Consider the following 13,470-nt stretch of genomic DNA (forward strand, 5'->3'; position numbering starts at 1 on the left):
ATGAGTTACCTCACCGCGTGGCGTTGGCCGCCACCGCGTCGCGGATGAACTCGGCCAGTCCCGGCCGCTGGTCCGGCTCGCGGACCAGGAAGCCGAGCTGGACCGGGTCGGTCACGTAAAGCTCGGCGACCTGCTGCTGCCGCTCGTGGGTGCACTCCCCCATGAACTTGCCCAGCATCGCCCGGTGCTCCTCGGCGAGGTCCATCGCCGCCGGGTCCGTCGCCGCGGCGCCGGCGTCGACGACCGCGAGCAGCCGGTCGACCCAGCTCTGGCGCGCCGCTTCCGCGTCGATCCAGTCCTGCTTGCTCATCGACGCCACCACGCCCTGGCCGTGCTGCCATTCCGGGGTGTCACCCCAGTTGGCGGCGACCTGCTCGGCGTAGCCCTCCGGCTCCTGGAAACCGCCGAAGACCTCGAGCTTCTCTTCCGGCGTCAACGCATGCCCCATGTTCCTTGCCTCCATCGCGCGCTCGACGGACGCGACCATCCGCTCCAGCCGCCCGATGCGCTCCACCAGCAGCTCACGCTGCCGTTTCAGGTGGGCCATCGCATCGGTGCCCGGATCGTCGACGAGGGTCGCGATCTCGTCGAGTGCGAACCCGAGTTCCCGGTAGTAGAGGACACGCTGCAGCCGGTCCACATCGGACTCGCTGTAGCTCCGATAGCCTGCCGGGCTCCGCCCGCTCGGTGAGAGCAGGCCGATCTCGTCGTAGTGGTGCAGCGTGCGCACCGTGATACCCGCCAGCCCGGCGACCTTGCCCACCGGATACTCCATGGTTCGCCCTTTCTTACGGCCGTTCGGCCCTGACCCGCTTAACCCTGGGGCCTCACGTCGCGTGAGGGTCAAGCGTAAGTGGTGGACAGCGGAACTTACCGCGAGTAAGAAAGGAGACATGGTGCTGCGCACGGAACTCGCTCCCCTGCCGCCCGGACCCCGTGTGCCGATCGCGGTGCAGACGGTCGCTTTCGGCAGTTTCCGGCATCTGGTGCTGCCGGTGCTGCGCCGCCGCTACGGCGACGTCATCAGCCTCAGCCTCTATCCGGAGCGCAAGGTCGTGCAGCTGGCGAACCTCGACCACGTCAAGACGGTGTTCGGCGGCTCGGTCACCACGTTCCACGCGGGCGAGGGCAACATGATCCTCAAGCCGCTGATGGGCGAGCATTCGGTCCTGCTGACCGACGAGGACGTCCACCTGCGTGCCCGCAAGCTGCTGATGCCCGCGTTCCACGGCGCCGCGCTGCGCGGCTACCGCGACATGATCACCGAGCTGACCGTCGCCGAGGTAGAGCGCTGGCCGGTGCACCGGCCGTTCCGCTCCCACGACCGGATGCGCGTGCTCACCCTGGAGATCATCCTGCGCGTGGTGTTCGGCGTGACGACCGGTCCGCGGCTCGACGAGCTGCGCCCGCTGCTGAACCGCCTGCTGGAGATCGGCCCGCTCGACATCTTCGGCTGGCACAACCCGAAACTGCAGCGCTTCGGGCCGTGGAAGCGCAACTTCGAGGTCCAGCAGCGGGTCGACGAACTGCTCTACGCCGAGATCGCCGAGCGACGCCGGGCGTCCGATCTGGACTCCCGCGCGGACGTCCTTTCGCGACTGCTGACCGTGCCCGTCGACGACGACCGGCTCTCCGACGCCGAGCTGCGCGATCAGCTCATCACGCTCTTGCTGGCAGGCCACGAAACGACCGCGACCGCGCTCGCCTGGTCGTTCCACGACCTGGCGCGTAACCCCATCGAGCACGCGGCCGCGCTGGCGGCGGCCGACGCGGACGACGAGAAGCACCTGGAGGCGATCGCCAAGGAGGCCATGCGCCTGCATCCGGTGATCGGCGAGGTCGCGCGCAGGCTGACCGAAGACATCGAGATCGGCGGCTACCGGATCCCGGCCGGGTACACGGTCATGCCGTCGATCAACATGGTCCAGCTGGATTCCGCGCATCACCCGGATCCGCTGACGTTCCGGCCGTCGCGGTTCCTCGACGGGAACAGCCCGCCTCCGGGGAGCTGGATGCCGTTCGGCGGCGGTGTCCGCCGGTGCCTCGGCGCGGGATTCTCCTTGCTGGAAGCCACGATCGTGCTCCGCGAGGTGCTGACCCGGTTCCAGCTCACGCCGGACAAGGCGAAGGCCGAGCCACAGCGGCCCCGGCACATCACGATGGTGCCGGGGCGCGGCGCCCGCGTCTCGGTCAGTCCGCGGCGGGCCTGACCAGCGCGCGCACGGTCAGGAAGGCCACGACGGCCATGATCGCCGCCGCTGTCCACGCGGCCGCGTGGTAGCCGGACGTGAACGCGGCACGGACACCGGCGAGCAGGGTTTCGTCGTGGCGGGCGGTGGCCTGCTCGAGGCCGTCCACCCAGGATCCGTCCGCGACACCGAGGTGGGCGCGGTAGACGACCGTGCCGACGCTGCCGAGCACGACCAGGCCCATGGCGATGCCGAGCTCGTTCGCGGTCTGCGCGAACGAGGCGGCCGAGCCCGCGCGGTCGGCGGGCGCGTGCGACATGACGTCGTTCATCAGGAACGGGAACGCCGCGCCGATGCCGCCGGTCGTCAGCACCGAGGCCGCGACGAGCGTCAGCAGGCCGGCGAGCCCGTCCGGGGTGATCGCGAACAGGACGAACCCGATCAGCATCAGGCCCATGCACACCGCGACGATCTTGGCGGGCTCGATCGTGCGGCCGAGCCACGGCCCGAGGTTCGCGGCGACCATCATGGCGCCCATCTGCGGCAGCAGCCACAGCGCCGAGGCGAGCGGCGTCTGGCCGTGCACCGACTGCAGGTAGAACGACACGAACAGGGACGTACCGCCCATCACCAGCGCGGTCAGCAGCAGCACCCACATCGCGCGGGCGACGCCGGGGCGGCGCAGCAGTCCCAGGTCCACCAGCGGGTGTTCGAGGTGGTTTCGCCGCCGCACGAACACCACGCCGAGCGCGATTCCCGCCACCGCGGCGCCGATCGCGGCGACCGTCCAGCCGTTGTTGACGATCGACTTCAGCGCGTAGACGACCAGCAGGATCGACGCGAGGCACAGCACGGCGCTGCGGACGTCGGGTTTGCCGGGCTCGGTCGCGCGGAACTCGGGCAGCACCTTCGGCGCGGCGAGCACGGTCAGCACCATCACCGGCACGCCCATCAGGAAGACCGCGCCCCACCACCAGTGCTCGACCAGCACCCCGCCGATCAGCGGCGCGATGGCCATCCCGGTGAGGAAGCAGGTCATGTACGCGCCCATCGCCGACACCGATTTCTTCGGGTCGGGATAGATCTGGCCGATCAGCGCCATCGAGGCCGGCATGATCGCCGCGCCCGCGATGCCCATGACCGCGCGGGTCACGATGATCATCCACGGCTCGGTCGCGAACGCGGCGACCGCCGAGGCCAGCGCGAACACCGCGGCGCAGGCCACGATCAGCCTGCGGCGGCCGATCCGGTCGCCGACCGTGCCCATGGTGATCATGGTGCCGCCGACCATGAAGCCGTAGATGTCGTTCATCCACAGCAGCTCCGCGGGCGACGGGCGCAGGTCGGCCGCCATCCGGGGCAGCGCGACGTTGAGGACGCTGATGTCGATCGCGATCAGCAGCGAGGGCAGCGCCAGCAACGCCAGCGCCAGCCGCGGGCTGCGAATCGCCGCCGTCGGCGAGGTGAGTGTCATGTCCGTCTCCCGGTGTTCTCGGCTCTCACCTCTTCCGACGGACACCTCTCGCGCATTTCGACATCCCCCGCGAACTTTCTTCGGAGAAAGTTTCCGGCTCACTCCGCGAGCCGCTGGGCCAGCTTGGCTCGCAGCTCCGCGGCTTCGGGCGCGCCGAGGTTGTCACAAAGCGACAGCGCGCGTTCCCGCTCGGCTCGCGCGATCGACGGCTCGCCCAGTTCGTCGGACAAGGACGCCAGGTCACACAGTGTTTCGACCTGGCACCGCGGCAGCCCTGCCCGCTCGAACAGCGCGAGTGCCTCCGTGAGCTTGGCGCGGGCGTTCCGGTGCTCGCACCGCCGGCGCAGATACCGGCCGCTCGACTGGAGCGCACGGGCCCGGCCCATGGTCGCGCCATGGCGTTCGAAGAGTTCGAGGGCTTCTTCGCAGTGGTCGAGTGCCTGGTCGAGCAGCTTGAGCGCGGCGAGATTGTGCGAGGCGTTGAGCAGGATGTTGGCGTAGTTGATGTCGTCCGAGGGGTTGCGAGGTCCGCCGTAGGGCTGCCGGAAGTAGCGGACGCAGATCTCGAACTCGGCGGCCGCTTCTTCCAGCATGCCGCTCTCCTGCGCGTGGTCGGCGCGCATGAACCGGGCAAGGTGGACCCCGAGCCGGTGGCCGGCCTGCTCGAACAACCGGATCGCCGTCTCCATCGCGTCGCGGAAAGCCGGCGAGTCGCCGTTGGCGCGGTGCGCGTTCGCGAGCAGGGTGTGCGCCCAGGCTTGGGCGATCAGGTCGCCACTCGCCATCGCGGCTGCACAAGCCTGCCGCGCCAGGTCGACGTACTCGGGCGACGGGCCACCGCCGAGGCGCGAGTTGTGCACCCAGCCCAGGTAATTGCGGTGGACGCCCTCTTCGAGCTTGCTGCCGACCGCGACCGCCGACCGCACCGCGAGTTCGAGCAGCTCCCAGGTGCTCGCGGTCCCGCCCAGCTCCGAGTACCAGTGCATGGGCTTGGCCAGGTCGAGTACGCGCTGATGGTCTCCGCGCACGGCACAGCTTTTCGCCGCGGCCAGCCAGTTCTGCGCCTCGGTCTCGAGCCAGCGGCCGGCGCCGAGGTGATCGTCGAACCACGGTCCCGCGACGGGTGGGGCGCTCACGCCGTCGGTCGGGCGGAAGTAGCGGACCGCCGCCATCGCCGTGCGCATCAGCCAGCAGGCGAGGCGGTCGTCCGCCGCCGCGATGTCCTCGGACGTCTCTTCCTGCGCGAGCCGTTCCGCCGCGAACACCCGGAGCAGATCATGGAACTGGTACCGGCCTTGCCGCGGCGCCGTCTGCAGCAGGCTCGCGTCCGCCAGTTCGTCGACCAGCGCGGCCGCCTCATGCTCGGCCTGCGCGTCGAGGAGCGCCATCGCCGCGCCCGCCGAGAAGTCGGCGGCCGGCACGAGCGAAAGCCTGCGGAACGCCGTCGCGGCGGCCGGGGTGAGCTGGCGATACGACAGGTCGAACACGCCACGGACATCGAGATCGCCCGCGGTGAGCGCCGTCAGGCGCCTGCCCCGATCGCGGAGCATGCCGACGAGGTGGGTCAGCGGCCAGCCCGGCCTGCTCGCGAGCCGGTTGCCCGCGATCCGGATCGCCAGCGGCAGCCGCCCGCACAACTCCACCAGTTCGCTCGCCGCCGACGGCTCTCGCGCGACGCGTGCCTGCCCGGTGATCGCCGACAGCAGCTCGACGGCGTCGCCGTGGCCGAGCACGCCGAGATCGAGCCGGTGGGCGGCCTCGATACCGACCAGCAGCTGACGGCTCGTGACCAGGGTGAGGCAGCGCAGCCCGCCGACCAGCAGGGGACGTACCTGGGCTTCGTCGGCCGCGTCGTCGAACACGAGCAGCGCGGCCCGGTCTCGCAACAGGGACCGGCACAGGCTCACGCGGTCCTCCAGCTCGGCCGGGATGTGCACGGCGTTGACGCCCAGCGCCCTCAGCAGCAGGTGCAGCACCTCGGCCGGATCGCTCGGCTGAGCCGACACCCCGCGCAGCTTCAAGAAGAACGTGCCGTCGGGGAACGCCGCGGCGAGATCGTGCGCCGCCCGCACCACCAGGCTCGTCTTGCCCGTGCCCGGCGGCCCGCTCAGCACCGCGCACCGTCCCGATCGGCGGCCGGTGCGTTTCAGCTCGTCGGCCAGATCGCACAACGCGCCGAGATCACGCACGCGCCCGGTGAGGTCGTCGAGGTCGGGTGGCAGCATCGCGAGCGTCAGCGGCTCGTAGACACCGGCGGGCACGTGCCGGACGGTGGCGGGCTGAGGACGAGCCCGTTTCGCCGCTTTCCGCAATTCCAGCGACTGTTCCCCTGTCAAGCCCAACGCGTCGGCGAGCAGGTCGATCGTCCGCCGCTGGGGGCTCTTGGTGACGCCGCGTTCCAAATAGTTGATGGCGCGGACGCTGACGCCGGACCGTTCTGAAAGCGCTTCCTGAGTGAGGTCGACCCGACAGCGATGGTCGCGCAAAAGGGAGTCGAGGGTCACACGACACTTTAGCCAGCACCGCCGGAATTCAACGCCCGGCGGCCATCCACATTCACACTATCGGGGCAATTAGTGTGCATGAAATGCTGCAATTCCCGCCCGAATCCGTCTCTTGTGGACGGATTCGGGCGGGCGGCGCCACCGGCGCACCAGCGACACCACCCGCCCACCGAACCTCGCCCGGCCGAGGCCGGTCCGCTCACACCACGGCGAGAACCATGGCGTGGCCGCTCATCATGTCCAGGCGGAGCACTTGTTCTGCTTGTTGCACACCTTGAACTTGAAGACCGTCGGCTTCTTGGTTCCGGGGTAGGCCGCCAGCCAGTAAGGACCCTTCTGATGGCTGATCAAGCCGTCCGCGGACAGATAGGCACTGGCGTCCGCCGTCGCATAGCGCACCGTCGCCTGGGAATTGTAGGTGTCGCCTTCCTTGACGTAGGTGAAGCAGACATCCGTGAACGTGGAGCCCACCGCGGCGGACCGGCAGTCGGCTCCCGAGACACCGGCGGTCTGCGCGCCGGCGGTGCCGGCCAGACCGGTGAGCACCATCCCGGCCGACACTCCCACGGCCACGATCGCGGGCAGAATTCGATTGCGCATGCTGAGTCCTTCGTGAAATCGGTCCACTTGACTTTCCGGTCGCGGTCGACCCGCTCCGTGCGTCCCTGTCCAGACAAGTAGACCGATCACGACTCTGCGTCACCATGCAGAACGGACTGCAAGAGACCGGCATGTTCACCGGAAAAGCCAGTTTTTCAGTAGGCCTTGATGTCGACCGACTTGGCCGCGCGGGAGGCGCCGCCGGTGATCATGTTCTTCCAGGGCATGTACTGCAGCATGCGGATGTTCTGGTTACGGAAGCCGATCATGCCCTTGGTCTCCGGCACGAACCACTTGCCGTTGTCCCCCGCCGACTTCTGGCCCTTGGCGACATAGTCGCGCATGTGCTGCTCGTAGCGGGCGAACGCGATCGGGTAGTCGCCGCCGACCGCCTTCAGCTCGCCGGCCAGGAAGTACGCGCCGACCAGCGCGAGGTCGGTGCCCATGCCGGACAGCGGGGACGCGCAGTGCGCGGCGTCGCCGACGAGCGCCACCCGGCCGCGTGACCAGCTGTCGAGCTGGACCTGGCTGACGGAGTCGAAGTAGAAGTCCTTCGCGTCCCACATGGCCTCGATCAGCTGCGGCACGACCCAGCCTTCACCGGCGTAGGCCTCGGCGAGGATCCGCTTCTGGGCCTTGGTGTCGCGGCGGTCGTAGTCGAGCTTGTCCGAGGTGAAGTAGAACTGGGCCTTGGCCTCGCTGTTGCCGTTGGCGCTGTACATCGCGGCGAGCTTGCCCGGCGTGTTGTAGCAGAGCTCCTGGCGGTCGAGGTTCAGGTGGTTCTCGGTGCTGAAGATCGAGACGTAGTAGCCGAGGTCCTTGACGAACTCGGACTCCGCGCCGAACGCCAGCCCGCGAATGTTGGAGTGCAGGCCGTCCGCGCCGAGCACCAGGTCGAAGGTGCGCGGCGCCGCCTTCTCGAAGGTGACGCGCACGCCGTCGGCATCCTGGACCAGGCCGGTGACGGACTCGCCCCAGAGGTACTCGACCTCGGGCTGGGTCGCGTCGAACAGCAGCTTGGCGAGGTCGCCGCGCATGATCTCCAGGTCGTCGCCCTCGCGGCCGTTGCGAGCGTCCGCGGTGAGCCCCGCGACCTGCCGGTTGTCGGCGTCGACGTAGGCGGTGCGCTCGGTCTCGGTGGCCAGCGAGCGGACCTGGGTCAGCAGGCCCATCCGCTCGATCACCTCGACGGCGGCACCGCGCACGTCCACGGCGTAACCACCCTCGCGCAGCGAGGCGGCGCGCTCGACCACGGTGGGCCGGAAGCCGTGCCGTGCCAGCCAGTAAGCCAAGGTGGGCCCGGCCACGCTCGAACCCGAGATCAGGATGGTCTTGTTCCTCATGAGATCAACTATACATCTGTCATAAACACTTGTCTAGTACGAATGTCAGGTTCACTCGGCGGGGTGAGCGCGACAGCCGGATCACAACCGCTCGGTGCCACGCTCACGGCGTCATGCAGGGTCTCCGGAGGGGATGAACCATGAGACGTTTCCTGACCGTCCTACTGGCCATCGTCGCGCTGGGCGCGCTGATCGTCGCGCCCGCCCAAGCCGTTTCAGGCGACTACCGCTGCGAAGAACGGAGTTTCAGCACCACCGGCCCGCCGCCGAAAGGCTACGGCTTCGTCGGCAAGAGCGGGCCGGGCGCGGCGACCCACTACTGGATGGAGGAGTGGATCTCCTTCGAGTCCGGAACGTCCGAGTACCGGTTCGAGACGGCGTTCCGGGTCAACTGCGGGAGCATCTTCTTCCCGCCGACCAGCACAGTCATCACCCCGGTGCTGCTGACCGGGCAGCCGCCGTGCACCGCGCCGGGCAACTACGCCGAGGTGGTCGACGACAAGATCGTCGACCACCGGCTGATCGGCACCAAGCTCAGCCACGCCCAGTTCAGGATCGGCGGCAACACCTACTGGCTCCCGTGGAACTACCGCTACTGGCACACCCTGAGGCAGGACAGCCCCGGCGTCTGGACTTGGTTCGACAGCTCGGTCGCCAAGTGCCCCGCCTAGCGCTCGTGGGGATAAAGCCCGCTTTACTCCCGGGGATTTAGCGGGCTTTACTCCCGGGAGTAAAGCCCGCTTTATCCCGGTACTAGCGCCGGGTGCGCAGGTAGTCGCCGACCACGGCGGCGCCGAGGCCGTCGAGGTCGGGTGCGACGACGCGGCCGCCGGAGCGGCGGGCGATGAGGTCGACGAAGGCGGTCAGGCGGGGGTCGTCGCCCAGGCGGAACACGGTGACCGAGGCGCCGAGCTTGGCCAGGCGGTCGACCTCCGAGAGCGTCTTGGCGAGGGTGCGCGGGAGCGGCGGGTAGGAGAACTCGGCCTCGCCGTCGGGCTCCAGGTGCGCGGTCGGCTCGCCGTCGGTGACCATCAGGACCACCGGCTGGGCGTCGGGATGCCGCCGTAGGTGCTGCCCGGCGAGCAGCAGCGCGTGGTGCGCGTTGGTGCCCTGTTCCCACGCGCCTTCGAGGCCGACCAGCTCGGGCAGCTCGACCGACATGGCGTAGCGGCCGAACGTGATGAGCTGCAGCGCGTCGTTGCGGAAGCGGGTGCTGATCAGCTGATGCACCGCGAGCGCCGTGCGTTTCATCGGCAGCCAGCGGTTCTCCTGGACCATCGACCACGATGTGTCGACGCACAGCGCGACCGCCGCGCGCGCCCGGTGCTCGGTCTCGATCACCTCGACGTCGTCGAAGTCCAGGCGCACCCGGCGCCCGCCGGTCGACGCCGTGCGCAGCACCGCGTTGCGGACCGTGCGCGAGACGTCCCACGGTTGCATGTCGCCGAACCGCCACGGCCGCGACGCCCCGGTCGGCTCGCCGGCGGCGCCCGCGGATTCGCTGTCGCGATCACCGGTGCGGCCGCGCAGTGAGTTGACCACCTCGGCGAGCGCCGTCTCCCCCAGCCTGCGCAACGCCTTGGGCGACAACCTCAGTGAGCCGTCCGGCGCGCGCTCGAACAGGCCTTGGCGGCGCAGTTCGCGTTCCAGTTCGGACAGCCTGCGCGCGTCGACCGACGCTTCGCCGCCGAGCTGGCGTTCCAGCGACTCGAGGTCGATGTCCTCCAGCCGCGCGCCCGGATAGGACTGCGCGAGCTGCTCGGCGAGCGCGTCGAGTTCGGCCAGGTCGCTCATCGCCTGCGCGCCTTCGCCGAGCCCGAGCGGGTCGTTGCCGCGGAAGCGCGCCGACGACGTCCAGTCCTCGCCTGGGCGCAACGACTGCAACTGAGCGTCCAAAGCGGACAGTTGCTGCGCGAGCCGGGGATCGCCGAACGCCTGCTGAGACAGCGCGGCGAGTTCCCTGCGCTGCTCGTCGGTCATCGAGTTGAGCATGCGCTGCGCGGCCGCCGCACGGGCCGCGAGCACGTCGATCAGCTCCTCGACATTTTTCGGGTTCTCCGGGAAGAACTCGCCGTGGCGGCGCATGAACTCGGCGAAGCGGTCCTGGATGTCCGTGACGCCCTGCGCGTGCGCGGCGAGCAGCGCGTTGAGGTCGGTGAGCATCTCGTTGATCCGCTCGACGTCCTCGGGCGTCGCGTTCTGCATCGCCTGCTTCATGCCCTGGAACCGCGAGTCGAGCAGTTCCTGGCCGAGCAGTTCGCGGATGCGCTCGAACTTCTCGCGGCCTTCTTGCGACTGCCACTCGTACTGGCCGAGTTCCCGGACGGCCGCCGCCGTGCCCGCGGGCAGCGCGTCGAGCTGCGCCTCGCGGAACCGGGCGTCGTCGGACGGGTCGGGGAACAGCTCACGCCGCTCGGCGGTCAGCGCGTCGGACAGCAGCTGCTGCACCTCGCGCAGCGTGCCGTCGAGCGAATGCCTGCGCTGGATCTCCGAGCGCCGCTGCCAGACCCGGCGCGTCAGGTCGTCGAGACCGGCCGTCTCCCTGGTGCCACGGCGGAGGATCTCCTCCAGCGCGGACCGCGGCGACGAGCCCGCCATGACGTCGCGGCCGATCTCGTCGAGCGCGTCACGCAGGTCGACCGGCGGCGCCAGCGGGTCGGGACCGTCGTGCCACGGGCCGTAGGAGTAGCCGTCCGGTACCGCGGTCACGGCCCGTACACCGTGGTCGCGTCGTCCGAGTCCTTGGCGAGTTTCCTTGCCAGATAAAGCGATTCCAGCGCGAGTTCGACCGCGGACGCGATGCGGCCAGGCGAGTCCGTCGCGCTGACGCCGGCACGCTGGGCGACCTCGTGCAGCACCGGCAGCTCGGGCAGCGCGGCGAGCACGTCCTTGCCGGGCACGCGCTCGCCGGTGGCGACCAGGTGCCCGTCGGCGACGGCGTCCGCCAGCGGCCGCAGGTCGAGCCCGGCGAACAGGCGACGGGACGTCTCGGCGATCGCGCGGCGCAGCAGGTGCACCAGATGCTCGGTCTCGCGGCCTTCCTCACCGGGCTCGAACTCGATCTTGCCGCGCAGCACCGACGGCACCGAGTCGAGGTCGACCGGCCGCGCGACCGCGGGCTCCTCGCCGGTCAGCGCGGACCGGCGCAGCGCGGCCGCCGCCACCGTCTCGGCCGCCGCGACGGCGAACCGGGCGGAGACGCCGGACCGCTGGTCGATCACGGTCGACTCCCGGAGATTCCGGACGAACCGGGCGAGCACCTCGATCAGCGGCTCGCCGACCTCGGCGACCAGACGCGCCTCCTGGCGGACCACGGCGACCTCGGCCTCGACGTCGAGCGGGTAGTGCGTGCGGATCTCGGCGCCGAAGCGGTCCTTCAGCGGCGTGATGATCCGCCCGCGGTTGGTGTAGTCCTCGGGGTTCGCGGTCGACACGAGCAGCACGTCCAGCGGCAGCCGCAGGGTGTACCCGCGGACCTGGATGTCACGCTCCTCCATCACGTTCAGCAGCGCGACCTGGATACGCTCGGCCAGGTCCGGCAGCTCGTTGATCGCGACGATGCCGCGGTGCGCGCGCGGCACCAGTCCGAAGTGGATCGTCTCCGGGTCGCCGAGACTGCGTCCCTCGGCCACCTTGACCGGGTCGACGTCGCCGATGAGGTCACCGACGGAGGTGTCCGGCGTCGCCAGCTTCTCGGTGTACCGGGCGTCGCGGTGGATCCAGGTGACCGGCAGGTCGTCGCCGAGCTCCGCCGCGCGCCGGATCGAGGCCGGTGTGATCGGCGCCAGCGGGTGTTCATGCAGTTCAGAGCCCTCGATGACGGGCGTCCACTCGTCGAGCAGACCGGCGAGGGTGCGCAGCAGGCGCGTCTTGCCCTGGCCGCGTTCGCCGAGCAGCACCACGTCGTGCCCGGCGAGCAGCGCGCGTTCGAGCTGGGGCAGCACGGTCCGGCCGAAGCCGACGATGCCCGGCCATGGATCCTCGCCGGACTTGAGTGCGGTGAGCAGGTTGTCGTGGAGCTCGGTCTTCACGCTCTTGGGCAGGTGCCCGGCGGAACGGAGCTCACCCGCGGTGCGCGGGAGTGACTCGGGTGCGCGGTTCACGAACCCGACGCTACTGCCGTTTCCGCCGGTCGTCGATGTGGAGCTCCTCCAGCGGGGCGGCGGCCGTTTCGTTGCCGGGACCGGGTAAAATAGGACGTCGTGTGCTGTACGAGTGCGACCTTCGCCGTGTGGTCTTCAGCGTGGCTCAACGGAGCCGCCGCGTCCGACGATGTGCTGGACGCGCTGCTGGCGTGGGGCGAGGCGCACGACGTCGTCGCCGCCGACCCGGCGGCGGCCGAAGCCTTCGATCTGCCACTCGCCTTCAACCGCGCCGCGACCCCGGTCCAGCTCCTGATGGCACTGCGTTCCCACGGCGCGAAGAGCCTCCGGCTCGTCCTCCCCGCGCCCGGCGACGTCCGCGGCCTCGGCCCCGGCGGCTCGTTCGCCGAGGCGGCGCTGCGCGCGGGCGAGGCCGTCGTCATCACCGAACTCGCGTTCGGCATCGTCCCCGAGCCGGTCGCCGAAGGCCTCATGCGCTGGACGGTCTTCTCCCTCACCGCGCCCGCCGCGCTGGAGTACATCGGCATGGGCGAGGCCGAGCACGGCCTGACGGACACGATCAGGGCGAGCGCCGGCGCCTTGCAATCGCTCAACGTGGAAAGCAACCGCCCGGGGGTGCGCGCGGAACTGTCGGCCCGGCTGCGCTCGGTTCCGCAGTGCGAATGGCCCGCCGGCACGCCTGGCCGGTCGCTGCGGGTGTTGCAGCGGGCGCAGGAGATCGACGCGATACTGGCGATCGCGTCGATCGACGACCCCGGCGGCGCGCTGTCGGCGTCGGCCGCGGCTCAGCGGGCACAGGCATTGCGTCCGCTGTTCGACGCGGTCCGCACCGCGCGGACGGCCTCGGTGAACGAAGCCGTGCGGGTCTTCTCGGAGCAGCCCGACCGCTCCTCCTGACCAGGGTCGTGAGTGGTACGGCCGGTTCTAACCGGCCTAAACACTCACGACCCCTGCCCTCGCCTGGCCAGATCGCGAACGAGGGTTACCCCCGCTGCACCCAACGCAACAGGGGAACCCCTCGCTCAGCCACGACATGCCGTGCCTCGCGATGTGACCTCGTCAGCCTGGCCGAAGCCACATTCGCCCTTCCCCTCAATAACTGACCGGTACTCGTCGGCCTACCGTCGAGTCGGCGGGACCGGGCCCGGGTCTCGGGTCGCCTGAAGGTTGTGAACGAGGCGTTCACGCAGCCGGCTGGCCGGGGTCGGCGCGAGTGGAAGGTTTGCTCCGCTAGATGCAGAAATTCTTCCACTCGCT

10 protein-coding genes are annotated in these 13,470 nt (G+C 69.9%); 3 read left to right on the top strand and 7 right to left on the bottom strand.

All coding sequences use genetic code 11. From position 1 onward, the window contains the following. Window positions 1-10 precede the first annotated feature (10 nt). Window positions 11-775, bottom strand: coding sequence for a MerR family transcriptional regulator (locus tag AB5J62_RS21985; protein ID WP_370941784.1), 765 nt, complete (start codon window positions 773-775; stop codon window positions 11-13). Between the two features lie 118 nt (window positions 776-893). Between AB5J62_RS21985 and AB5J62_RS21990 the strand changes: the two genes are divergently transcribed. Continuing rightward, window positions 894-2,210, top strand: coding sequence for a cytochrome P450 (locus AB5J62_RS21990; RefSeq protein WP_370941785.1), 1,317 nt, complete (start codon window positions 894-896; stop codon window positions 2,208-2,210). Here the strand turns inward: AB5J62_RS21990 and AB5J62_RS21995 are convergent. The 4 genes from AB5J62_RS21995 to AB5J62_RS22010 form a co-directional block, all read right to left on the bottom strand. Beyond that, complete coding sequence (locus tag AB5J62_RS21995; protein WP_370941786.1) at window positions 2,191-3,663, bottom strand: MFS transporter; 1,473 nt, start codon at window positions 3,661-3,663, stop codon at window positions 2,191-2,193. The two genes, AB5J62_RS21990 and AB5J62_RS21995, sit on opposite strands and share 20 nt — an antisense overlap. A gap of 98 nt (window positions 3,664-3,761) precedes the next feature. Then, complete coding sequence (locus AB5J62_RS22000) at window positions 3,762-6,167, bottom strand: NB-ARC domain-containing protein (protein WP_370941787.1); 2,406 nt, start codon at window positions 6,165-6,167, stop codon at window positions 3,762-3,764. Between the two features lie 234 nt (window positions 6,168-6,401). Then, window positions 6,402-6,767, bottom strand: a complete 366-nt coding sequence (locus AB5J62_RS22005) for a hypothetical protein (protein ID WP_370941788.1) — start codon at window positions 6,765-6,767, stop codon at window positions 6,402-6,404. A gap of 155 nt (window positions 6,768-6,922) precedes the next feature. Then, the gene (locus tag AB5J62_RS22010) at window positions 6,923-8,110 is read right to left on the bottom strand and encodes an FAD-dependent monooxygenase (protein ID WP_370941789.1); all 1,188 of its coding nucleotides are present in this window, start codon (window positions 8,108-8,110) and stop codon (window positions 6,923-6,925) included. A gap of 140 nt (window positions 8,111-8,250) precedes the next feature. On the opposite strand from AB5J62_RS22010, the gene AB5J62_RS22015 reads away from it, so the two are divergent. Further along, window positions 8,251-8,781 (top strand): hypothetical protein, encoded by a 531-nt coding sequence (locus AB5J62_RS22015; RefSeq protein WP_370941790.1) that lies wholly within the window; start codon window positions 8,251-8,253, stop codon window positions 8,779-8,781. Window positions 8,782-8,863: 82 nt separating this feature from the next. Here AB5J62_RS22015 and AB5J62_RS22020 read toward each other — a convergent pair whose 3' ends face one another. Together AB5J62_RS22020 and AB5J62_RS22025 are read right to left on the bottom strand one after the other, a co-directional pair. Next, the gene (locus tag AB5J62_RS22020) at window positions 8,864-10,819 is read right to left on the bottom strand and encodes a VWA domain-containing protein (RefSeq protein ID WP_370941791.1); all 1,956 of its coding nucleotides are present in this window, start codon (window positions 10,817-10,819) and stop codon (window positions 8,864-8,866) included. Continuing rightward, entirely contained in the window at window positions 10,816-12,213 is a 1,398-nt protein-coding gene (locus tag AB5J62_RS22025) for a sigma 54-interacting transcriptional regulator (protein WP_370941792.1), read from the bottom strand. Before AB5J62_RS22025 ends, AB5J62_RS22020 begins: the two co-directional genes overlap by 4 nt. Before the next feature lie 99 nt (window positions 12,214-12,312). Here AB5J62_RS22025 and AB5J62_RS22030 point away from each other — a divergent pair, with 99 nt between their 5' ends. Continuing rightward, window positions 12,313-13,110: a hypothetical protein gene (locus AB5J62_RS22030; protein WP_370941793.1), complete on the top strand. Its 798-nt coding sequence runs from the start codon at window positions 12,313-12,315 to the stop codon at window positions 13,108-13,110. Window positions 13,111-13,470 lie beyond the last annotated feature (360 nt).

Source organism: Amycolatopsis sp. cg5 (assembly GCF_041346955.1).
Classification (GTDB): Bacteria; Actinomycetota; Actinomycetes; order Mycobacteriales; family Pseudonocardiaceae; genus Amycolatopsis.

Coding starts and splice junctions, on each gene's coding strand:
- AB5J62_RS21985 (WP_370941784.1), bottom strand. CDS start 775: ATGGAGTATCCGGTGGGCAAGGTCGCCGGGCTGGCGGGTATCACGGTG.
- AB5J62_RS21990 (WP_370941785.1), top strand. CDS start 894: ATGGTGCTGCGCACGGAACTCGCTCCCCTGCCGCCCGGACCCCGTGTG.
- AB5J62_RS21995 (WP_370941786.1), bottom strand. CDS start 3,663: ATGACACTCACCTCGCCGACGGCGGCGATTCGCAGCCCGCGGCTGGCG.
- AB5J62_RS22010 (WP_370941789.1), bottom strand. CDS start 8,110: ATGAGGAACAAGACCATCCTGATCTCGGGTTCGAGCGTGGCCGGGCCC.
- AB5J62_RS22005 (WP_370941788.1), bottom strand. CDS start 6,767: ATGCGCAATCGAATTCTGCCCGCGATCGTGGCCGTGGGAGTGTCGGCC.
- AB5J62_RS22015 (WP_370941790.1), top strand. CDS start 8,251: ATGAGACGTTTCCTGACCGTCCTACTGGCCATCGTCGCGCTGGGCGCG.